The organism is Xanthomonas sp. NCPPB 1062, from assembly GCF_041481705.2.
Taxonomy (GTDB): Bacteria; Pseudomonadota; Gammaproteobacteria; order Xanthomonadales; family Xanthomonadaceae; genus Xanthomonas; species Xanthomonas euvesicatoria.
Window position 1 is genome coordinate 4,159,357 of the sequence record NZ_CM192987.1, and the last position, 22,098, is coordinate 4,181,454.

General features: G+C 64.3%; 20 protein-coding genes. 12 read left to right on the forward strand and 8 right to left on the reverse strand.

Translation table 11 applies throughout. The annotated features are described in order from the left end of the window. Window positions 1-201: 201 nt before the first annotated feature. Complete coding sequence (locus ACCQ16_RS17825; RefSeq protein ID WP_277573217.1) at window positions 202-3,744, reverse strand: CheR family methyltransferase; 3,543 nt, start codon at window positions 3,742-3,744, stop codon at window positions 202-204. A 205-nt stretch (window positions 3,745-3,949) separates the two neighbouring features. Between ACCQ16_RS17825 and ACCQ16_RS17830 the strand changes: the two genes are divergently transcribed. Then, window positions 3,950-4,330 carry a response regulator gene (locus ACCQ16_RS17830; RefSeq protein WP_008577717.1) on the forward strand — a complete coding sequence of 127 codons (381 nt, stop codon included), beginning with the start codon at window positions 3,950-3,952 and terminating at the stop codon, window positions 4,328-4,330. Here ACCQ16_RS17830 and ACCQ16_RS17835 read toward each other — a convergent pair. Then, window positions 4,324-4,566, reverse strand: a complete 243-nt coding sequence (locus ACCQ16_RS17835; protein WP_008577714.1) for a hypothetical protein — start codon at window positions 4,564-4,566, stop codon at window positions 4,324-4,326. The genes ACCQ16_RS17830 and ACCQ16_RS17835 overlap by 7 nt on opposite strands. Continuing rightward, window positions 4,563-5,846 carry a sigma-54-dependent transcriptional regulator gene (locus ACCQ16_RS17840; RefSeq protein ID WP_014091160.1) on the reverse strand — a complete coding sequence of 428 codons (1,284 nt, stop codon included), beginning with the start codon at window positions 5,844-5,846 and terminating at the stop codon, window positions 4,563-4,565. Before ACCQ16_RS17840 ends, ACCQ16_RS17835 begins: the two co-directional genes overlap by 4 nt. Window positions 5,847-6,374: 528 nt before the next feature. Between ACCQ16_RS17840 and ACCQ16_RS17845 the strand changes: the two genes are divergently transcribed. The 3 genes from ACCQ16_RS17845 (at window position 6,375) to cydB (ending at window position 9,369) form a co-directional block, all read left to right on the forward strand. Further along, window positions 6,375-6,656: a hypothetical protein gene (locus tag ACCQ16_RS17845; RefSeq protein WP_008577712.1), complete on the forward strand. Its 282-nt coding sequence runs from the start codon at window positions 6,375-6,377 to the stop codon at window positions 6,654-6,656. Window positions 6,657-6,946: 290 nt separating this feature from the next. Further along, window positions 6,947-8,356, forward strand: a complete 1,410-nt coding sequence (locus tag ACCQ16_RS17850; protein ID WP_057680885.1) for a cytochrome ubiquinol oxidase subunit I — start codon at window positions 6,947-6,949, stop codon at window positions 8,354-8,356. Then, window positions 8,347-9,369, forward strand: a complete 1,023-nt coding sequence (gene cydB / locus ACCQ16_RS17855) for a cytochrome d ubiquinol oxidase subunit II (RefSeq protein WP_277573218.1) — start codon at window positions 8,347-8,349, stop codon at window positions 9,367-9,369. The genes ACCQ16_RS17850 and cydB overlap by 10 nt, the downstream gene beginning before the upstream one ends. Before the next feature lie 112 nt (window positions 9,370-9,481). Here cydB and ACCQ16_RS17860 read toward each other — a convergent pair whose 3' ends face one another. Both ACCQ16_RS17860 and ACCQ16_RS17865 read right to left on the reverse strand, forming a co-directional pair. Next, window positions 9,482-9,691 (reverse strand): hypothetical protein, encoded by a 210-nt coding sequence (locus ACCQ16_RS17860; RefSeq protein ID WP_184421156.1) that lies wholly within the window; start codon window positions 9,689-9,691, stop codon window positions 9,482-9,484. A 147-nt stretch (window positions 9,692-9,838) separates the two neighbouring features. Beyond that, a complete protein-coding gene (locus ACCQ16_RS17865; protein WP_008577704.1) occupies window positions 9,839-10,480 on the reverse strand; it encodes a DUF6766 family protein in 642 nt (213 codons plus the stop codon). A 218-nt stretch (window positions 10,481-10,698) separates the two neighbouring features. Here ACCQ16_RS17865 and ACCQ16_RS17870 point away from each other — a divergent pair, with 218 nt between their 5' ends. The 6 genes from ACCQ16_RS17870 to ACCQ16_RS17895 all read left to right on the forward strand — a co-directional run bounded on the left by ACCQ16_RS17870 (window position 10,699) and on the right by ACCQ16_RS17895 (window position 18,586). Then, complete coding sequence (locus ACCQ16_RS17870) at window positions 10,699-11,565, forward strand: SDR family oxidoreductase (protein WP_008577702.1); 867 nt, start codon at window positions 10,699-10,701, stop codon at window positions 11,563-11,565. Window positions 11,566-12,000: 435 nt separating this feature from the next. After that, window positions 12,001-13,170: a UDP-glucose 4-epimerase GalE gene (gene galE, locus ACCQ16_RS17875; protein ID WP_277573219.1), complete on the forward strand. Its 1,170-nt coding sequence runs from the start codon at window positions 12,001-12,003 to the stop codon at window positions 13,168-13,170. Window positions 13,171-13,207: 37 nt separating this feature from the next. Further along, window positions 13,208-14,392: a glycosyltransferase family 1 protein gene (locus ACCQ16_RS17880; RefSeq protein ID WP_008577698.1), complete on the forward strand. Its 1,185-nt coding sequence runs from the start codon at window positions 13,208-13,210 to the stop codon at window positions 14,390-14,392. After that, complete coding sequence (glf, locus tag ACCQ16_RS17885; RefSeq protein ID WP_277573245.1) at window positions 14,389-15,573, forward strand: UDP-galactopyranose mutase; 1,185 nt, start codon at window positions 14,389-14,391, stop codon at window positions 15,571-15,573. Before ACCQ16_RS17880 ends, glf begins: the two co-directional genes overlap by 4 nt. Window positions 15,574-15,662: 89 nt before the next feature. Next, a complete protein-coding gene (locus ACCQ16_RS17890) occupies window positions 15,663-16,814 on the forward strand; it encodes a glycoside hydrolase family 1 protein (protein WP_218560450.1) in 1,152 nt (383 codons plus the stop codon). After that, window positions 16,811-18,586 carry an ABC transporter ATP-binding protein gene (locus ACCQ16_RS17895; protein ID WP_127167224.1) on the forward strand — a complete coding sequence of 592 codons (1,776 nt, stop codon included), beginning with the start codon at window positions 16,811-16,813 and terminating at the stop codon, window positions 18,584-18,586. The genes ACCQ16_RS17890 and ACCQ16_RS17895 overlap by 4 nt, the downstream gene beginning before the upstream one ends. A 192-nt stretch (window positions 18,587-18,778) precedes the next feature. Here the strand turns inward: ACCQ16_RS17895 and ACCQ16_RS17900 are convergent, their stop codons facing one another. Then, window positions 18,779-18,961: a DUF3606 domain-containing protein gene (locus tag ACCQ16_RS17900; protein ID WP_014091168.1), complete on the reverse strand. Its 183-nt coding sequence runs from the start codon at window positions 18,959-18,961 to the stop codon at window positions 18,779-18,781. A gap of 100 nt (window positions 18,962-19,061) precedes the next feature. Continuing rightward, on the reverse strand, window positions 19,062-19,676 hold the full coding sequence (locus tag ACCQ16_RS17905) for a DUF4142 domain-containing protein (RefSeq protein ID WP_277573220.1): 615 nt from the start codon (window positions 19,674-19,676) through the stop codon (window positions 19,062-19,064). Between the two features lie 267 nt (window positions 19,677-19,943). Here ACCQ16_RS17905 and ACCQ16_RS17910 point away from each other — a divergent pair, with 267 nt between their 5' ends. Continuing rightward, window positions 19,944-21,107 (forward strand): zinc-dependent alcohol dehydrogenase, encoded by a 1,164-nt coding sequence (locus ACCQ16_RS17910; RefSeq protein WP_277573221.1) that lies wholly within the window; start codon window positions 19,944-19,946, stop codon window positions 21,105-21,107. Window positions 21,108-21,192: 85 nt separating this feature from the next. Here ACCQ16_RS17910 and ACCQ16_RS17915 read toward each other — a convergent pair whose 3' ends face one another. Beyond that, complete coding sequence (locus tag ACCQ16_RS17915) at window positions 21,193-21,375, reverse strand: hypothetical protein (protein ID WP_029820392.1); 183 nt, start codon at window positions 21,373-21,375, stop codon at window positions 21,193-21,195. A 288-nt stretch (window positions 21,376-21,663) separates the two neighbouring features. Between ACCQ16_RS17915 and ACCQ16_RS17920 the strand changes: the two genes are divergently transcribed. Continuing rightward, the gene (locus tag ACCQ16_RS17920; protein WP_372380360.1) at window positions 21,664-22,086 is read left to right on the forward strand and encodes a YkgJ family cysteine cluster protein; all 423 of its coding nucleotides are present in this window, start codon (window positions 21,664-21,666) and stop codon (window positions 22,084-22,086) included. Window positions 22,087-22,098 lie beyond the last annotated feature (12 nt).

The window sequence follows — 22,098 nt, forward strand, 5'->3', positions numbered from 1 at the left end:
ACATGTGCACTGCACGGGCGTCTTGCGTGCAGCACAGCGCTCTTTCACTGGCGGTTTCGGTGGTCGCGCACGTCTTCATCGTCGCGAGGGCGCGTGCCCGGCACTCAGACCTGCGCATTGCAGCGTGGGCAGGCGATGCATGTGCATCCGCTGCTCACCCCAGCGGCCATGTCCCCGCAGGCCCGAGGTCTGCGGTCCAACTCACCCGTTCACCGGATTGAGCGGCAACTGGATCTCGCATTCCAGGCGCGTGTCGCTGAGCTCGTAGCGCGTCTGCGCGCCATGGCTATAGGGCAAGGCATTTTCGATCAGCCGGCGCCCGAAGCCGCCGGCCTCATCACGGTCGCCGCGCAGCTGCTGGCTGGCGCCTTCTTCGATCCACAACAGCCTGAGGCGCGCAGGCGTATCGCTGCCGGAGACGACCTCCCAACGGATCGACAAGGTGCCGGTCTCCACCGACAGCGCGCCATGCTTGAGCGCGTTGGTGGCCAATTCGTGCAACGCCAATGCCAGCGTCTGTACGGCGGATTTGCGCAACGCCACGTTCGGCCCCTCCACCACGATGCGTCTTTGATCCGGCTCGGCCCCCAGCGCATCCAGTTCCATGCGCAGCAAGGCGCCGATGGTGGTGGGCATATTGTCCGATTGCGACAGCAGCCCCTGCACGCGTGACAACGCGGCCAGCCGGTCTTCGAACTTGGCCGCAAACTCGGGCATGCTCTGGCTGGCCTGTACGGTCTGCTCGGCCACCGACTGCACCACCGTGATCAGATTGCGCGTGCGGTGCTGCAACTCGGCCACCAATACGCGCTGTTCTTCCTGCAGGCGGCGCAGGTTGTCCGACTCGGTGGAGGTGCCCAGCCATTCCAGCACCTGGCCGCGTTCATCACGTACCGGAGCGCTGCGCGTATGAAACCAGCGGTAACCTTGTTCGGCCGCATTGAACAGGCGGTGTTCGATATCCAGCCCGCCGCTGGACGCACTTCCCAGCCAGGCATTCATGGTCGGCTGGCGATCGTCCGGATGCACCGCCTGCAACCAGCCCAGCTCCAGGCTTTCGGCATCGCCCTGGCCGGTGTAGCTGGACCACTGCGGGCTGGACCAGGTCCAGCGGCCGCCATCGAGCGAGCGCCACACCAGCTGTGGGATGCCTTCCATCAAGGTGCGCAGGCGTTGCTCGCTGCTGCGTAGCGCACGCTCGGCGCGCGTGAGTGGGGTGACGTCCATGAAGGTCAGCACCGCACCACCGATGAAATTGTCCACGGTGCGATACGGCAGCACGCGCACCATGTAGCGCGCATGCGTGGTGGGGTTTTCGACCTCGCGATCGAGCACCGCCAGGGTACGGATCACCCGCCGCGCATCGTCCTGCAGTTCGTCGTAATCCACATGCAGCTTGATGTGGCTGATCGGGCGCTGGATGTCGCTTTCCACCAGCGGCAGGATGTCGGTGACGGCCGGGGTGAAGTTGGTGACGCGCAATTCGTTGTCGAGGAAGACGGTGGCGATCTGGGTGCTTTCCAGCAGGTTTTTCAGATCGCTGTTGGCATGCGCCAGCTCCTGCACGCGATGGGCCAGCTCACCGTTGACGGTGGTCACTTCCTCGTTGACCGATTGCAATTCTTCCTTGGAGGTTTCCAGCTCCTCGTTGGCGCTCTGCAGTTCTTCGTTGAGCGACTGGTATTCCTCGTTGGAAGACTTGAGCTCCTCGTTGGTGCTCTCCAGCTCTTCGATCATCGATTGCAGGCGCTCGCGGGTGATGCGCAGCTCGTTTTCCAGCACCTGCACATGACCATCGTCGTGCACGCTGTCGTGTGGGGCAGGCAGCTCCACCGGTTCGCGCGCTTCCACTTCCTGGAACAGCACCACGTAGCCGCGCGGCACGTCCGAGTCTGCGGTTGGCTCGACGAACAGGTTCACCGCCCAGGTCGCCGCATCTTCGTGCACCTGGATGCCTCTGACGTGCACCGGCGCGCGTTCGCGCTCTGCGCGGCTGAGCGCGCTGCGCAAATCCAGGCGCAAATCGCGATGGATCAGGTTGAGCAGGTTGAGACTGGGCGTGCCGCCGCCAGGGCGGATGAAGCGCCCCGCCTGAGAAGAGAAGTGCAGCACCTCGAACTGCTCGTCCAGCACCGCATACGCCGGCGCATAACGGTCGGCGATACGCTCGCCGGCACGCACCAGCGCATTGCTGGAAGTGCGCTGCCGTTGCGGTGGTGTCGGCACCCTGGCAACCGCAGCGGGCTGCACGGTTGGGAAGGTCGCATGCACGTTGCTTTGCGCATCGATGCGCTGGAAGACCCGGAAGCTGCGCTCCACCGGGGTGAACAGTTGCGCATGCCGCGAGACGTTTTCGGCATTGCCCAGGAACAGGTAACCGCCCGGACGGATGGCGAAATGAAAGATCGGCACCACCCGGTTCTGCAACTCGGCATCCAGATAGATCAGCAGATTGCGGCACGACACCAGGTCCAGTCGCGAAAACGGCGGGTCCTTGACGATGCTGTGCTGGGAGAACACGCACAGCTCGCGCAGCTCCTTGCTCACCACATAGGTGTCGCCTTCCTTGACGAACCAGCGCCGCAGCCGTTCGGGTGCAACTTCACCGACGATGCTGGAGGCATAGCGCCCCACCCGTGCAGTGGCCAGTGCGCGCCCGTCGATATCGCTGGCGAAGATCTGGATGCGTGGCGCGGTGTCCAGGGTTTCGGCGTGTTCGCGCAGCAGCATCGCCAGCGAATAGGCCTCTTCGCCCGTGGAGCAGCCCAGCACCCAGATGCGCAGGCTGTCGCCGGTGTGCTTGCCCTGGAACAAGCGCGGAATCACCTGCTGCTCGAGGAATTCGAACTCGCGGCGGTCGCGAAAGAACTTGGTCACGCCGATCAGCAGGTCGTTGAACAGCTGCAACGGTTCGTCGAAACGATTGCGCAACACCTCCAGATACTGCTCCAGCGTTTCCACCTGCGCGACCTGCATGCGCCGCTGCACGCGGCGCAGGAAGGTGGCGCGTTTGTAGCCATGAAAATCGTGGCCGGTGGTATTGCGCAGGATGGCGGCGACCTGGCTGAGCTTGTCGCTCTCGCTGCCATTGCGCACGCCGGTCGGCACCGGATGACCGTAGCCGTGATGGCGTTGCATGTGCGCGGCGATACGCGCGGCGATCTGTGGCAGGGGCAGGATGTCGTCGGTGATGGCGGCCGGGTTGCTGGCACTGCGCAGGTCCAGCCCATGCAGTGCGGCATCGTCCACGGCCAGCGCCAGACCGCCGCACTCACGGATCGCCGCGGTCCCCAGCGTGCCGTCGCCGTCGAAGCGCCCCATGATCAGGCCGATCACATTGCCGTCCTGATCGTGCGCCATCGAGACGAAGAAGCTATCGATCAACCCGTGGTCGCTCTCCCCACCGGGCAAGGCGCGCAGACGGATGCGCCCTTCCTCCAGCGTGACGACCGTATCGGCCGGCGGCAGATAGAAGCGCCCCGGTTGCAGCCGGTCGCCATCGCTGGGTACCGACAGCAGGGTGGCCTGACTGCCAAGCAGTTCGCGCAGGCGTGCCTCATCCAATAATTGGCGGTCGCGCAACAACAGCATGATGGCCAGATTCGACGCGCCAGCAATCGCATCGAGCAATTCTGCCAGGCGATCGGCGTCCATACCGGCGGCGCCCACGCCAAGCACGAACAAGGGCGGCTGCGTGTTCGCATCCGTAGCGATGTCGTTGTTGGAAGTTTCGTCGTCGGTCATGGCGGCACTATCGTTGCAACGCTGGATTCAAGCGCAATCGGCCATGATCGCGTAAAGCGCGGCGGACTACCATGCAGCACATGCGTCATCGCGTGCGCACATTGCAGAGACCGGTCCTGGAAGCGTCTGCTTGCGCGCGGTGTTAACCTGCAGTGCGAGCACCATGCGCACGCGTGTCCGAAACGCCACTGCTTTGGAGCCTGTCATGCACGACACTGCACTTGCCGGCCGCCGCATTCTTGTTGTCGAGGACGATTACTTGCTGGCCGAATCGCTCAACGACTTGTTGGTGGAAGCTGGCATCAACGTGGTGGGGCCGGTCGGCAGTGTGCCTGACGCGCTTTCGCTGGTAGCGTCAGGTCAGGCCATCGATGGTGCCTTGCTGGATGTCAACGTGCGCGGCCAGGCGGTGTTTCCGGTCGCCGATGCATTGATGGAGCGCGGCGTGCCGTTTTCGTTCTGCTCCGGCTACGACCGCTATACGCTGCCGCAGCGCTTTGCGCATCTGTCGTACTGCATGAAGCCCTACAACCCGCGCACGATCACCAGCTTGCTCAGCCACCAGACCGAGTTGGCCGATCACTGATCGGTGCAGGCGGGCTGGGCGCTCTCGCCCGGTTCCACGCCGGGCTGCTGCAAGGCGCGCTCCTGCTCGCCAAGCTGGTTGAGCAGTTCAACGGCGGACTGATGCGCCGTGCGCAGCGTCTCCAGCGGCTTGGACGTTTCGTTGCGCAACGCATACAACGCAAAACCCATCACGTTGAGCCGGTTGCGCAACTGGTGCAGCAGCTCACGCCGCTGCCCACGCGGTGCCTCGCTCACTCCGCACCCTTGTCGCTGAGACGGTTGTGCAGGGTGCGCACGCTGATGCCCAGTTCGCGTGCGGCGGCCTTCTTGTTGAAGCGGGTGCGCGCCAGTGCCGATTCGATCATCGCGTCTTCGGCCTGACGCATGGTCCAGCCGGCAGGAATCAGCAAGCCGTCCTGGTCGGCCTGCGGCACGGTCTGCTCCACATCCGGGGCGCTCAACAGATCGCCATCGGAGCGCAGATACAGGTAGTGGATGAACGAGCGCAGCTCGCGCACGTTGCCTGGCCAGGCATGGTAGGCCAGGTAGCGCAGCAACGACTTGGTCGGCAACTTGCGCTTGCCATACTTGACGTTGAGCTCGTCGATCACGCGTAAACCAAGCAGGCGCGCATCGCCGCGGCGCTCGCGCAGCGGCGGCACCTGGATCGGGTATTCATTGAGACGGTAGAACAGGTCTTCACGCAGCACCGCCTGCTCGCGCTGCACGTGCTGGTGGGTGGCTGCCACCACGCGCGCATCCAGTGCGATTTCCTCGTTGCCGCCCACGCGCATGAAGCTGCGCGATTCGATCACCCGCAGCAGATACACCTGCAGCCGCTTGGGCATCTCGCCGATTTCATCCAGGAACAGCGTGCCGCCTGCGGCCTGCTCCAGGAATCCGGCATGCCGACGGTCGGCGCCGGTGAAGCTGCCGCGCTCGTGGCCGAACAACTGGCTGGCCAGCAACTCTTCCGGAATGGCACCGCAGTTGACCGGCACGAAACGGCCGCGGCGACCGGACACACGGTGGATGGCGCGCGCCACCAGATCCTTGCCGGTACCGGTTTCGCCGGTCACCAGTACATTCAGATCGGTCGGCGCCACGCGCACGATGTCCTTGCGCAGCATGACGATGCTGTCGCTGTTGCCAACGATGCCCAGGTTGCCCTGCTGCGCTTCGCGCAGTCCCCCGAGCACCCGCTCCAGGCGTTCGGGCGCGAACGGCTTGGTCAGGAATTCGCTGACCCCGAACTGCTGCGCCCGACCCTGGGTTTCGCGCGCGTAATCGCCCGAGACCACGACGATCTGCGGGGTGTGGTCCGGGTCGAGCCGCTCGATCAGGTCGAAACCGCTGCCGTCCGGCAGGCCAACATCCACCACCAACAGGTCGGGAAAGTTGCTGTCCAGCCAGCGGCTGGCTTCGCCAAGGGTGTGGATGCCCTTGGCACGGAAGCCGCTATCGGTGGCGAGTTCAACCACCTGATCGCAAAACTCCACGTCGTCGTCGATGATGGCGCAGGAAAGACGGTCCATGAGCGCTTCTGTCCGCAATGACTGATACATGTTCAGTTGAGAATTGTGACGGCCGCGCGAAATGCGCTGACACACCACATCGGAAATTGCCTGCTGCTGTCACGTTCTGTGGTGCGGCGCTCTTCCCCCAGTCGAGCCCGCCCTGACGGCTGTGGGCGAAGTACGCATGGAAGCGCTCGATTGCGCCAGTGCCAAGCGTCACGCTCTGGGTCGGTCGCCGCTTCGAGAATGCCGAAACGCCAAGGAGTGCAAGGTTTGCCGCGGCAGCCGCCGGTCCACCGACGGGTGCGGTCTTGATCGAGCGCTGGCTGAGCTCGCTTGCGTGCCTGCATCGGAGCCAGGATATCAGCCGGGGCTGACGTAAGCCGACGCCACCATGGCGCCGCATGAACCCGTCAGGAAACTGCATCGGTCCACTGGGTTACCCACAGCCTACGCACCGCTCGTGGAGAGGGCGTGCACAACGCACTCACGCGTTCCTTCCACGGTGCGGCGAACACTCGCTCGATCCAGCGAGCGAGGTGTCCCATGCACGCAGTCTCGGCGCCCGTGCAGGCCGATGTGCAAACCGAATTGGAGTACTGGCGTGGCGAGCACCGCCGGGGCCAGCTTGGCTATCACGCCTTCGACGGCATTCCCGAAGGCACGATCCGGGCGGTCTGCGCGGCATACAACGCACGCCCCGACCTGACCGATGCAGAAGCGGTCAAGGCCGTGCGCGATGCGCTGTGCCTGACTCCCGGCTCGATGAATGCCGTGCTCGCCGATTGGCTGGCGCCGCGTTGCCTGCGCCACCTCCGCCAGGCGTGATGCAGCTACAGGTTGGGCCCGCTTGATTAGTGCGGTGCACGCCTGCCGTGCTCGGAAGGGGCTCTTCGGGCCTGCAAGGTATCGCACGGTGCGTCAGTTCACTCTTTTTCGCGCGTGATGGGCGCAGGCTTGTCATTGGCACCACGCGTCTGCACGCGGTGGCGGCATGCGTGCCCAGGTGCCCGTTGTTCGCGCACGCTGCAGGTGCCAGCTACGCTTGCCCGGCCTGCGCCGCATGCCGCGGCCGTGGTGTCGGCGCCGCCGCATACCGCCAGGCATAGGAGAAACCTGTGGAAGCGCTGCTGCTGTCCCGTATCCAGTTCGCCTTCGTCATTTCGTTCCATGTGCTGTTTCCGGCCTTCACCATCGGCCTGGCGAACCTGCTCGGGTTTCTGGAATGGCGTTGGCTGCGCACGCACGACGAGGCCTGGAAGCGGCTGTACTTCTTCTGGTTGCGGATCTTTGCGGTGTCTTTCGGCATGGGCGTGGTCAGCGGCATCGTCATGGCCTTCCAGTTCGGCGCCAACTGGCCCGAGCTGAGCCGCATTGCCGGCAGCGTGATCGGCCCGCTGCTGAGCTATGAAGTGCTCACTGCCTTCTTCCTGGAAGCCAGCTTCCTGGGGGTAATGCTGTTCGGCTGGGGCCGGGTCTCCGAACGCCTGCACTTTTTCGCCACCTGCATGGTGGCGATCGGCACGCTGGTGTCCACGTTCTGGATCTTGTCGTCCAACAGCTGGCTGCACACCCCGCGTGGCTACGCGATGGTCAACGGCATCGTGCAGCCGGTCAGCTGGCTGCAGATCATCTTCAACCCGTCGTTTCCGTATCGCCTGGTCCATATGGCGCTGGGTTCGTTCATCACCACCTGCTTTGTGGTTGGCGGCGTCGGCGCTTACTACCTGCGCAAAGGGCTGCATGTGGATGCCGGCGCCCGCATGTTGCGCCTGTCGGTGGCATTTGCCGCCATCGTGTTGCCCATCCAGGTCCTGGTAGGCGACCAGCACGGGCTCAACACACTGGAGCATCAACCGCTCAAGGTCGCCGCGATGGAGGCGCACTGGCACAGCGAAAGCGATGGCGCCGGCGTGCCGTTGGTGGTGTTTGCACTGCCCAACGCACAGGCCGAGCGCAACGACTATGAGGTGGCCATCCCACGCCTGGGCAGCCTGATCCTGACCCACAGTGCAGACGGCGACATTACGCCGCTGACGTCGGTGCCGCGCGATCAACGCCCGCCGGTGGCTCCGGTGTTCTTTGCCTTCCGCATCATGGTGGGCCTGGGGATGGCGATGCTGTTGCTGGCGTGGATCTCGGCCATTGCCTGGTGGCGTGGACGCCTGCATGCCAGGCCGCTGATCCTGGCCTGGAACCTCATGCTGCCGGCTGGATTCATGGCGCTGGTGGCCGGCTGGTTCGTCACCGAGATCGGGCGCCAGCCGTGGGTGGTGTACGGGCTGTTGCGTACTGCCGATGCGGTGGGCCCGCAATCGACTGCGACAGTGGCGGTCTCGCTGCTGGTGTATCTGCTGGGCTATGCGTTCGTATTCGGCTTCGGAATCTTTTATCTGACCAAGCTGGTCCGTGCCGGGCCGCAACCCAGCCGCGACGGGCCGGATGTGGCCGGCGGCGAACACACGCCGGCACGCCCGCTGTCCGCGGCAGATACATCACTGGAACAGGAGAACACGCCATGGAACTGAACTACTGGTTGCCGGTGGTGTGGTTTGGCGTGATCGGTTTCGGCGTGCTGATGTACGTGGTGCTGGACGGCTTCGTGCTCGGGCTGGGCATGCTGGCGCCCTTCGCGCGCGACGAACAGGAAGTGGACCTGATGATGAACACCGCCGCGCCCATCTGGGACGGCAACGAAACCTGGCTGGTGCTTGGCGGCGCCGGCCTGTTCGCTGCGTTTCCCACGGCGTATGCGGTGATCCTGTCCGGCCTGTATCTGCCGGTGCTGTTGATGGTGATGGCGCTGGTGTTTCGTGGGGTGGCGTTCGAATTCCGTTTCAAGGCGCAGCGCTCGCGTCGATTGTGGACGTTATCGTTCATCGCCGGCTCGATCCTGACCGCCTTCGCGCAAGGCATCATCCTCGGCGCGCTGGTGGAAGGCATGCCATTGGACAACGGGCGCTACACCGGCGGCGTGTTCGGCTGGTTCAGCCCGTTCACCATCCTCACCGGTGCTGCGCTGGTGTTCGGCTATGCGCTGCTCGGCAGCACCTGGCTGATCCTCAAGACCGATGGGCGCACCCATACCTTGGCGCGACAATTGACCAAGCCACTGGTGGGCGTGGTGGTGACCTTCGTCGTGCTGGTCAGCGCGTGGCTACCGTTCCTGAGCTCGCATGTGATGGCGCGCTGGTTCGAACATGGCAATTTCTGGTGGCTGTCGCCGATTCCGCTGATGACCGCAGCCGTAGCGCTTGCGCTCTGGCGCAGCAGCGACAGCTCGCGCAGCGACGCGTGGCCCTTCCTGCTGACGCTGGCGATCTTCGTGTTGGGCTTCATCGGCCTGGTGTTGGGCATGTGGCCGTATCTGGTGCCACCGAGCTACACCATCTGGCAGGCGGCTTCGCCACCCTCTTCGCAAATCTTTCCGATGGTGGGCCTGGTGGTACTGCTGCCACTGGTGCTCGGTTATACGGTGTGGTCGTACCGCGTGTTCCGCGGCAAGATCGCCGCCGATGTTGGCTATCACCATCATCACTGAGCGATAGTGCGGCACGCAGGCGTATGCACCATGCGAGGCGTTGCGGCAGATGTCTTCAAACAAACCAACAGCGCCCGCGTTGCGGGCGCTTTGGCGATACGGGCGGTGTGCTTCAGCGTTTTTCCGAGCCGTCCGGCCGTTCGTAGTCGTGTTCGGGGTCGGCCTTGTTGACCTCGGGATCTTCGTCGGGCATGTCGTGCACCTTCCATTCGACATCCTCGTTGCGACGCTCCTGTGGCGTAAACGGCTTTTTCTGATCGTCTTCCGGGCCCCATGGCTTTTTCGGTTCGCTGCCCATGCTCATCTCCTGCGTGGTCGTCATGACCCAACGCTAGGCGCGCAGGCATTGCGAGGTGGTGAACGAAGCCCGGTGGTGGCGTGAAGTGCGTGTGGCAATGCACTCCCCGCACCAGACAGCACAGGCTCCGGCTGCGTACCCTTCGCCGCCTCGCAAAGGGCTCAAGCCGCGTTACCCGCCGGTCTGCGAATGCGGCGCCTCGACCGGCTTGGACTGCGGCGAATCCTTCTGCCGCAACCAGATGGTCAACACCACCAGCGAGAACACCGCCAGGAACTCGCTCTGCCAGTTCTGCATCGATTCGAACCAGAACGCTGCGCTGGTGAAATGCTCCAAGACCGTGATGGGCGGCAAGCCCTTCTGCGCACGTTCCACCACCTCCAGTCGCCAACTGCCGACCAGATGCAGCGCAAAGCTCATCAGGAACAGCGCTCCGAACGCGATGGCCAGCGAATGGTCGTACAGCCGTCGCCATATCCCGCCGGCACGCACCGGCCAGGGCGTGGTGCCAGGCTTGATCTCAACGCTTTCTTCAGCCGGATCGAGCGGGCGCGATTCGGCAGAGCCCACCTGCCGCAACTTCACGGTGAGCAACACGTACATGCCCATCTGCAGGAACTCGCTCTCCCAGTTTTCGAACAGTGCCGACATGAAATGCGGGCTGTGCAGATACGCAGACAGCAGCAGCGTCGGCTGCCCCTGCTCGCGCAATTCGTCGTTGTATGCATGCAACCCGGCATAGATCTGGCAACCGATGAAGAAGATGGTCAACGCAAGCAGACACAACGACAGCCCGTTACGACGCAAGAACATGGATGACCTCCTGACGATGCGCGCAGTATCGAGCGTCCTGGGCAAAACCGCATGAAGTTTGCGTGCAACCGCGCTGTTCCGCATGCCGCGCGATGGGTGACTGCCACGCACAGGGCGCAACCCGCAACACACCACGCGCACATCGTTTAGCCCGGACGTTTACGTTTGCGCGACCACACTGGCGTGCAACCAACGACTTCCACTGCCAGGAGACCACGATGCCCGTACCCAACTATCCACGCCCCCCCTTCAAGCCACAGCAGCAGAGCTTTCCCGGACGCACCGAGAAGATGGACCCGCGCCCGGACCATGGCGAAGACAGCTACGTTGGCCACGGCCAGTTGAAGGGCAAGCGCGCATTGATTACCGGTGGCGACAGCGGCATCGGCGCTGCGGTTGCCATCGCCTATGCACGCGAAGGCGCAGACGTGGCCATCGCCTTCCTTCCCGACGAGCAGGAAGATGCAGCGCGCATTGGCGCGCTGATCGAAAAGGCCGGCGTCAAGGCGCTGCTGGTGGGATGCGACATCAGCGACCCCGGCCAGGCAGCGGCCCTGATCGACAAGGTCAACAGCACGCTGGGCGGCCTGGATATCCTGGTCAACAACGCCGGTTACCAGAAGTACTTCGAGACCTTCGAAGACATCACCCTGGACGAATGGCGCAAGACCTTCGACACCAACGTGCATGCGGCCTTCAATCTGGTACGCCTGTCGGTACCGTTGATGACCGATGGCGGCTCCATCATCAATACCGCCTCGGTGCAATCGAAGAAACCCACGCCCAACATCCTGCCCTACGCCGCGACCAAGGGTGCGCTGGCCAACCTCACCATCGGCCTGGCCGGCGTGCTGGCGGAGAAGAACATCCGCGTCAATGCGGTCCTGCCGGGCCCGATCTGGACACCCTTCATTCCCTCCGGCATGGATGAAGAGTCGGTGGAAAACTTCGGCGGGCAGACGCCCATGGGGCGCCCAGGTCAGCCGGTCGAGCTGGCATCGGCTTACGTGATGCTGGCGGCCGACACGGCCAGTTACACATCGGGCACCTTGCTGACCATCTCTGGCGGCGCAGTCACGCTGTAACGCCGTCGCATTGTTGCCACGCCCGCGTCGCTGATCGAGCGACGCGGGCTTTTTATTGGCTCAATCTTTTAGGTGGATGCTCAGCGCTCACCAGCGCATGCCTCCTCGCGTCTGCTTGTTCGTGCGGTCGTTCGGGCGCATTGCCACAGCGCGCAAAAAAAACGCACAGCCAAGGTGAGTTTCCGGTCAACGTTGCGCTCGCGTGGCACCCACCCGTTCCTGCGGTTGCTCTCACGGTCGGCCTCCTACCGTAGGTGGCGTTGGAACGTGATGCACCACCCCTCTCCAAACAGTGCTGCCCGCCACGCCTGCGTGGCGCAGGTGCGAACCCACTGCTGGCGCAACGACATCGCCCACATGCATCGACGCATGCGGCGTGATGCATCCGCGCCATTGGCAGGCCAGCGCAGTAGCGCCCCCATAAGGCAGACAACAATGCGAATTCTGGTCACCGGTGGCACCGGCTACATCGGCTCACACACCTGCGTGGAACTGGCGCGGCGCGGTCATGACGTGTGCATCGTCGATAATTTGAGCAACTCCTGCGAGCGCGTGCTCGACCATCTGCAGCATCTGATGGGGTTCCGCCCGGAGTTTCATCGCATGGATGTGCGTGCGCCCGAGCTTGCCGACCTACTGACCAGCGAGCGCATCGACGCCGTCCTGCATTTTGCCGCACTCAAGGCCGTTGGCGAATCGGTGCGCGAGCCGCTGCTGTACTTCAACAACAACGTCACCGGCACGCTGGCGCTGCTACGCGCGATGCGGACTGCCAAGGTGTGCAACCTGGTGTTCAGTTCGTCGGCCACCGTGTATGGCGACGCCAACCGCAGCCCGATCGACGAGAGCGCGCCGCTGAAGGCGATCAACCCCTACGGGCGCACCAAGCTGATGATGGAAGAAATGATCGGCGATCTCAGCGCCGCGTGGCCGGATTTCAATGCGGCGTTGCTGCGCTACTTCAACCCGGTGGGTGCGCACCCCAGCGGGTATCTGGGCGAAGATCCGCGAGGCGTACCGAACAACCTGATGCCCTACATCGCGCAGGTGGCAGTGGGGCGTCGCGCGGCATTGCAGGTCTTTGGCGACGACTACCCCACCGACGACGGCACCGGCGTACGCGACTATCTGCATGTGATGGATCTGGCGCGCGCGCATGTGGATGCCATCGATTACCTGCAGCGCGAACGCAAGGGCCTGGTGGTCAATCTGGGCACCGGGCGCGGCTACAGCGTGCGCGAGGTGGCGGCCGCGTTCGCGCGCGCCAGTGGCAGGCGCATTCCGCTGAGCATTGCGCCACGTCGCGATGGCGATGTGGCGGTGTACTTCGCCAGCACTGCGCTGGCCAACCGGCTGCTGGGCTGGACCGCGGAATACGACCTGGACCGCATGTGCCGCGATACCTGGCGCTGGCAATCGATGCACCCGGATGGCTACGCCGGTTCGCGTCTTCCGCGCCCTGGCTCCGCGGCGGCCGTGCCCGAACGCGACAGTGCGCGCGAGCTGCCGACATCACCGCGCCGGCGAACGCCCGGTCCGGACACGCGCCGTCGCAGCGAGCCGGTACGCACGCTGGCGGTCGCCGATGGTTTCTCCGGCGCGTAATGCGCAACGACCCGTTTCTTTCCTACGAGGGCATTCCATGAGTTGGGCTGGCCAGTTCCAATACGCGATCGGCAAGACCCGCCGCGCGGTTCCATCCGACAGCACGCCGCAGTTCGATCCCGCGCGGCCCACGCTGTTGTGTCTGTCGCATCTGCGCTGGAGTTTTGTCTATCAGCGCCCGCAGCACCTGATGTCGCGCTTTGCACGCGATGCCAATGTGCTGTTCTGGGAGGAGCCCATCGCCTGCGATGCAGCCGAACCCTGGCTGGAGGTGCGTGGCCAAGAGCACGGCGTGCACGTCTTGGTGCCGCGCCTGCCCGTCGGGTGCGGGGGCGAGGAGGCCGTGCAGGTGCAACGTCGCCTGCTGGACGGCTACCTGGCCGAGCTTGGCGTACGCGACCTGCTGCTGTGGTACTACACGCCAATGAGCCAGAGCTTCAGTGCGCATCTGCGTGCGCGCATGGTCATCTACGACTGCATGGACGAGCTGTCGGCCTTTCGTGGCGCGCCCCCGGAGCTGGTCCAACGCGAGCGCGCACTGCTGCAGCGCGCCGATGTGGTCTTCACCGGCGGCTACAGCATTTGGGAGGCCAAGCGCGCGTTGCACGCCAATGCACACGCGTTCCCCAGTAGCGTGGACGTGGCGCACTTCGCCGCCGCGCGCACGCCGCAGCAGGAGCCTGACGACCAGGCCGGCATCGCGCACCCGCGGCTGGGTTTCTATGGTGTCATCGACGAGCGGTTCGATGTCGAGCTGCTACGCGCGATCGCGACGCAGCGGCCGCACTGGCAATTGGTGATGATTGGCCCGGTGGTCAAGATCGATCCCGCCGAGCTGCCGCAGGCCACCAACATCCACTATCTGGGCGGCAAGACCTACGACGAACTGCCTGGTTATCTCTCCGGCTGGGAGGTGGCGTTGATGCCGTTTGCGATGAATGCCTCCACCCGCTTCATCAGCCCGACCAAGACACCCGAATACCTCGCTGGCGGCTGCCCAGTGGTGTCCACGCCAATCCACGATGTGGTGCGCACCTATGGCGACACCGGCGTGGTGCGCATTGCCGCGACCGCCGACGCGTTCGTCGCCGCGTGCGAAGCCGCACTGCAGGACAGTGCAGATCGCGCGCAGTTGCTCGACCGCGCCGATGCCGTGCTGGGCGACATGTCCTGGGACCACACCTACGACCTGATGAAGGAGACGCTTTCTTGGACGCAATGACCCCGCCGGCCGCCGCGCCGCTCGCCGCCCGTCGCACGCGCGGCAATGCACGGCGTGGTTTCGATTACCTCATCGTCGGCGCAGGATTTGCCGGCAGCGTGTTGGCCGAACGGCTGGCCGCCGGCCTCGGCAAGCGTGTGCTGGTGGTCGACCGTCGCCCGCATATCGGCGGCAACGCCTACGATTTCCATGACGATGCCGGCGTGCTGATCCATCGTTATGGTCCGCATATCTTCCACACCAACGCGCAGCGCATCGTGGATTACCTGTCCAATTTCACCCAATGGCGTCCGTATGCGCACCGCGTGCTTGCGCAGGTGGGAGACCAGCAGGTGCCGATCCCCATCAACATGACCACGTTGAACCGTCTGTACGGCCTGCAACTCAGCAGCGAAGAACAGGCCGCAGCGTTCCTGGCCAGCCGCGCCGAGCCGGTGGCCGATATCCGGACCAGCGAAGATGTGGTGGTCAATCAGGTGGGCCGCGAGCTCTATGAAATCTTCTTTCGCGGCTATACGCGCAAGCAGTGGGGGCTGGATCCGTCGCAGCTGGACAAGTCGGTGACCTCGCGCGTGCCCACCCGTACCAACGACGACGACCGCTACTTCACCGACACCTTCCAGCAGATGCCGCTGCATGGCTATACGCGCATGTTCGAGCGCATGCTCGATCACCCCAACATCAAGGTGATGCTCAATACCGACTACCGCGAGATCTGCGACGAGCTGGAGTACGACCAGCTGGTGTACAGCGGGCCGGTGGACGAATACTTCGACTATTGCTACGGCAAGCTGCCGTACCGCTCGCTCAGGTTCGAGCACAGCACGCTCGATCAGGAGCACTTCCAGGCGGTGGCCACGGTCAATTATCCGGACGAAGCGGTGGCCTACACGCGCATCACCGAATACAAGCACCTCACCGGCCAGCAACATCCCAACACCAGCATCACCCGCGAGTATCCTTCTGCCGAGGGCGACCCGTATTATCCGATTCCACGCGCGGAGAACGCAGAGCTATATCGGCGTTACGAACGCCTGGCCGCCGAGACGCCCAAGGTGACCTTCCTTGGCCGTCTGGGCACCTACAAGTACTACAACATGGATCAGGTGGTCGGCCAGGCGTTGGCCTTGTACAAGCGCATCGAAGACGCCGAGCCGCGGCGCGCCAAGCTGGCGGTCTGACAACGCACGCCCCGCCCTGCAGCACCGTGGCTGCAGGGCAGTTATCGACGCAGCGCTGCAACCCAGCGGCGCGCGCAGCAGGATGTTGGATGCATACCCCCACACTGTTCGAAAGTTTTTTCATGGCGGGGTTCGAGTGTTCGACCCACCGCCGCCGCGACGGGCGCAGGCTCGACCTGATTGCCGCCACCGGGCATGACCGTTGGGCCGCCAAGGACTACGCGGCGTTGGCGGCGCATGGCCTACGTACCGCGCGCGATGGCCTGCGCTGGCATCTGATCGAACCACGCCCCGGGCATTACGACTGGTCCAGTTTCCTGCCGATGCTGCACGCGGCCAACAGCGTGGGCACGCAGGTGATCTGGGACGTGTGCCATTACGGCTGGCCGGACGATGTGGACATCTGGACGCCGCAGTTCGTCGACCGCTTCGCGCGCTTTGCTGCCGCCGCCGCACAGTGCATCAAGGACGCCTCCGACGCCGTGCCGTTCTACGCGCCGCTTAACGAGATCTCGTTCTGGGCATGGAATGGCGGCGATCACGCCCGCATGCATCCGATGGCGCGCGGGCGTGGTTTCGAGCTCAAGCATCAATTGGTCCGCGCCACCATCGCCGCCATCGACGCGATACGCCAGGTGGATCCGCGCGCACGCTTCCTGCAGGTGGACCCAGCGATCCATGTGGTGCCATCCAACGACCGGCCCGGCCCGCGCCGCGAAGCCGAACGCCTGCGGCTGGCGCAGTTCGAAGCCTGGGACATGATCTGCGGCAAGCAGTGGCCAGGACTCGGCGGGGCGCCGGAGTATCTGGACATCATCGGCCTCAACTACTACTCGGATAATCAATGGTATCTGGGCGGCGTGCCGATCCTGCGCGACTCGCCCGACCACCGCCCGTTCTCCACCATCATGCTGGAGTTCTGGCAGCGCTATCGCCGCCCAATGATCGTCTCCGAAACCGGTGCCGAAGCCGATCAACGCGCCCCCTGGCTCGATCATGTCGGCAGCGAGGTTGCGCTGGCCCTGCAGCACGGCGTGGCGATGGAAGGTGTCTGTCTGTATCCGGTGCTGGACTACCCCGGTTGGGACAACGACCGGCATTGCCCCACCGGCGTGCTCGGCTATGCGGACGAGCACGGCGGACGACCGCTGCACCAAGGCCTGGCCGACCAACTGCGCCGCGAGCACGCGCGTTTCGGTCTGCGCGCACCGCAGTTCGCGCTGGCCGATATCGCCCCGTGAGTACGTCCGCCCACTCCACCTTGCTGCCGGACAAGCCGGCGCGTTTTCTCTGGCACTACGTGGGCCGACGGCCGTGGCATTTCAGTGGCTTGCTGCTCCTGATCGTGGGCGCGGCCGGCTGCGCGGTGTCGGTGCAATACGGCATGAAAATGCTGGTGGACGCGATGGCCACCGATCAACGCAGCCAGGCAAACGTGTGGCTGCCGCTGGGCCTGTTCATCAGCCTGATCGCGGTGGAAAACCTGCTGTGGCGCCTGGGCGGCTGGCTGGGCTGCCGCACCGTGGTGGCCAGCGTGGTGGACATCCGCGTGGATTTGTTCCGCCATCTCACCGGCCACCCGATGCGCTACTTCACCGAGCATTTTGCCGGTGCGCTGGGCAACCGCATCACCGCGCTCGGCAGCGCCGCCGGGCAGATCTTCGGTGGACTGGCGTGGAAGATCGTGCCGCCGATTGTGGATTTCGTCGGCGCCATCGTGCTGCTGTTGACGGTGGATTGGCGCATGGCCGCCACGCTGGTCGGCTTCATTGCGATCGTGGCGGCCATCATCACCAGCTTCGGCATTCGCGGCCGCGCCAAGCATCAGCGCTTTGCCGCGCAGGCCGCCCGGGTGGGTGGCGAGCTGGTGGATGCGGTTTCCAACGTGTGGACGATCAAGGCGTTTGCCGCGCGCGATCGCGAAAGCGCGCGGCTGGCCGAACAGATCGGTCACGAGGCCGTGGCGCATCGGCGCAGCTGGATGTACGTGGAAAAGGCGCGGGTGATTCACGACATCTGCCTGTCGCTGATGGCCGGCGGCATGCTGATCTGGGCCATCGGCATGTGGCGCTCCGGAGCGGTGAGTGCAGGCGATGTGGTGTTGGTCAGTGCGCTGACCTTCCGCATCCTGCATGGCTCGCGCGATCTGGCGCTGACCTTGGTGGACACCACCCAGCAACTGGGCGCCATTGCCGACACCTTGCAGATCATTCTGCAACCGCACGCCATCGTCGATGCGGACGTGCCGCTGGCCTCGGCCGAAGGCGATGTGCGTTTCGAACAGGTGCGTTTTGCCTATCCCGAGCGCGCCGCGGTGCTGGAAGGATTGAATCTGCATATTCCGGCCGGCCAGAAAGTGGGCATCGTGGGGCCCTCCGGTGCCGGCAAATCCACCTTGATTGCCCTGATCCAGCGCCTGGACGATGTGGAATCCGGACGCGTGCTGATCGACGGGCAGGACATCCGCGGGGTCAGCCAGGACAGCCTGCGCGAAAAAATTGCGGTGGTGCCGCAGGAAACTGCGTTATTCAATCGCAGCATCGCCGACAACATCCGCTACGGACGTCCCGATGCCAGCGATGCCGAGGTGCACGACGCGGCGCGGCATGCATTCTGCGATGGCTTCATCCGGCAATTGCCCGAAGGCTACGACACCCAGGTGGGCGAGCGCGGGGTGATGTTATCGGGCGGACAGCGGCAACGGCTGGGGATTGCCCGCGCCTTTCTCAAGGATGCGCCGATCCTGATTCTGGACGAGGCCACCTCGGCACTGGACACCGAATCGGAAGCGGAGATCCAGGCCGCACTGGATCACCTGATGCGCGACCGCACCGTGTTGGCGGTCGCCCATCGCCTGTCCACGGTGATTGGCTTCGATCGCATCGTGGTGCTGCAGGACGGCCGTGTGGTCGAAGATGGCAGCCCTGCGGAACTGCGCGGCCGCGGTGGCGTGTTCGACAGTTTGTGGCAGCGCCAGGCTGCCGGATTCGAGACGGCACCGGAAGCACCGTGAGGCGGCTGCGCCCAGAAGCGCTGCTTGCCTTGCGTCATGCGCGGCGAGGCAGGCGCAGCCAGCGGCTGGCCCAGTGCGACGAGCATGGCATGAGATGTACTTTCCGGCCTGGCAGCAACCACGTTTGCGATCGCTGGCGCGCAAAAAAAACAGGCAGCGTCTGGCTGCCTGTTCCACTTCCTGCGCAACGCCTCAATGCGGTGGCCGATAGTCGCGCAGCCTGGTCGTCACGTTGCCGACCTCTTGCACTGCGCGTTTGAGGTCGTTTTCGGACATCCCCAGTTCGCGCGCCCAGTACTGCAACTCCCATTCCTCGCTGATGCTTACATTGTGCATGTCAATGGGTTGACGATTTGCATCCCGTGGTTCGCCCATGGCGATCTCCCATGTAGGACAGCTGGTGAGCCGGCTGCGACGCCGACGCTTCGCACGGTTTGCCGGCTGCCGCATCGACGCGTTGTCTGGCGAGCTGTGGTCAGTGGGGCTGGCCCTGCTTGGCGCGCAGCGCCTTGGCGTGTTCCAGATGCTCGGCGATGGTGTCGCGTGCGCGCTGCAACTCTTTACCCAGGTCGCTGGAGCCCGGCTCGCTGCTGAGCTGTGTGTCCAGCAGGGCCAACGCCTGCTCGTGGCTGTCCACACTGGCTTGCAGATACTGCGATTCGAACTGTTGCCCGTGCAGGTCCTGCAGGCGCTTGCGCACGCCCTCGGCGCCCGCGGTGGCGGCCTGGGCCAACGTGCCATTGCGATCCGGCGCAAATCGGCTGAGGTCCGTCAACGCAGCGCTGTGGGCTTCGTCCATCTTGCGTGCGAAGGCCAGCACCTCGCCTTCCACACCCTTGACCACCGCCAGTTGCGCAAGCGTGCGTTCGTTCTCGTTGAACACTGCCAGCGCGCCAAGCGCCTGCTTGCGGTCGCGGGCATCGCCCACGCTATCGCGCAACGGGTCGCCGTGAGGCGGCGTGCTACCGACCACCGTGGCTACGTTGCTCTGTAGATCCTGCGGATCGCTCGTCTGCCCCTGCCGACGCTGCCAGGCCTTGTACGCCACATAGCCCACCGCGCCGGCGGTCACCATCTTGAAAAGTCCCATCGCTGTCTCCTGTTGATCGCGATCTTTCATCGCGTCTGGCGGTCGTTGATTGTTGGGTTCGCAGGGACGGCGAAGCGGCATGCCTGCATCCCAGCGCGTCATATGAGCCTGCGAGCGCGGGGGTTATCCAGACGTGACCTGCGCATCAACGCCGCGTCGGCGATCGGGCGCGTCCACACTGCGCCCACGCAGTGTGCTGACAGGTTTAACACCGCTACACGAACACTGCAGTGCGCCGCCGCGTCTAAATGCCCATAGGAGACAGACATGCTTGCCCTCAACTACCACGGTTCACGCGATGTGCGAGTGGAAACGGTGCCCGATCCACTCTTGGTCGAACGCGACGACCTGATCCTGCGCGTCACTGCCACCGCCATTTGCGGCTCTGACCTGCATCTGTATCGCGGCAAGATTCCCGACCTACGCCCCGGCGACATTCTCGGCCACGAATTCATGGGCGTCGTGGAAGAGGTGGGCCCGGATGTTACGGCGGTCAAGCCGGGCGACCGGGTCGTGATTCCGTTCGTGGTCGCCTGCGGGCGGTGTTTCCACTGCGTGCTGCAGGAATTTTCCGCGTGCGAAACCACCAATACCGGCAAGGGCGCGGCGCTCAATCACAAGGGCATGCGCCCGCCCGCCGCGCTGTTCGGCTTCAGCCATTTGTATGGCGGATTGTCCGGCGGCCAGGCGGAATATGTGCGCGTGCCCAAGGCCAATGTCGGCCCGCTGGTGGTACCCGATGCCTTGCACGATGAGCAGGTGCTGTTCCTGTCCGACATCCTGCCGACCGGGTATCAAGCCGTCGTCGATGCAGGCGTCAAACAGGGCTCGACCGTTGCCATCTTCGGCGCCGGCCCGGTCGGCCTGATGGCCGCGGCGTGCTGCCGCATGCTGGGCGCAGAGCGCATTTTCATGGTCGACCGGCACGCATACCGGCTCGATTTTGCGTCCAGGGCCTATGGCGTGATTCCGATCAATTTCGACGAGGTCGACGACCCGGCCGATGTGATCGTCTCGCAGACCGATGGCCGGGGGGTCGATGCCAGCATCGAGGCGGTCGGCTTCGAGGCCGAAGGCAGCGCCATCGAAACCGCACTGACCAACCTGAAACTGGAAGGCAGCAGCGGCGTGGCGATCCGCCAGTGCATCGCCGCAACCCGTCGTTGCGGTGTGGTGAGCGTGCCCGGCGTGTATGCCGGCTTCATCCACGCTTTCATGTTTGGCGATGCATTCGACAAGGGCCTGACCTTCAAGATGGGCCAGACGCATGTGCAAAAGCATATGCCGCATCTGCTGGAATGCATCGGCAATGGTCAGCTCAAGCCAAGCTCGATCATTTCGCATCGCATGCCGCTGGCTGACGCGGCGCGTGGCTACGAACTCTTCGACAAGAAGCAGGACGATTGCCGCAAGGTGGTGCTCACGCCGTAAAAGCGTGAGTGGGATCTACGCAGACGGCGCGATCTTCGACCGCGCCGTCTGCATGTTGTATAGCCGTTGAGTGCTGGCAACAGGCTCAGTCCAGCGGCTTGGCCGGCACGAACGGGGACACCGGGTCGCTGGCCGGGAAGGTCTCTTCCACCGCTTCGTCCTGCAGCGCATCCTGCTTTTTCTTGTCGTGCTGCGTTTGGTCATGCGGCACTTGATCGCGCTGTTCGGCGTGGTCGTTTGCAGAGGAAATCTGGTTGGATGTGCTCATGTGTTTTCCTACGACGTGATGCGAGCCACTACGCTACGGTGCGCTGCGTTGGCACAGGTGAAAAGCGTCTTCGCACATCAACGACAAAGGCAACGGATGTGCTGCACTGTGCATGCCGGGCCATGCAGTGCATTAGGTGCGGTCTCGCATTCCTTCCCATGCGGCGCAACCATGGTCCCTCTCGATCACGCGCGGCGCCCGGGCGCGACCTGTGCTTGCGCAGATGAAGTCAGGCAGCGCTGTGGCGACCAGCAGTGTCGCCGAACGCGGCATCCGGCACCCACGCAGTTGCACCTGCACAGCCGCCATGCGACGACGCGCCTTGGGTTCACATCCGCACGCGTCCAGGGTGTATGGTGCATAGGCGGCCGGAATCCGGTATCGCCCTCATTTCATCTGGCCCTTTCCATCGACAATCTCTGCGAACGCTGCGACGCCGTCTGCTGCCGGCTCACCGTCATGGTCGATCCATCCGACCGTATCCCACACCATCTCACCAGCGTGACGCCGCAAGGCTGGCATGTGATGGCGCGCGACGAGGAAGGCTGGTGCGTGGCCATCGACGCTGCGCGCATGTGTTGCTCGATTTACGAGACGCGACCGACGATCTGCCGGCGTTTCGTCATGTCCGGCCCGTATTGCCGCGACGTACGTGCCACCTACGACGATCAACGCCGCCGGGGCATTCCCTTGACGCTGTACAACGCATGAGGATTTGCGATG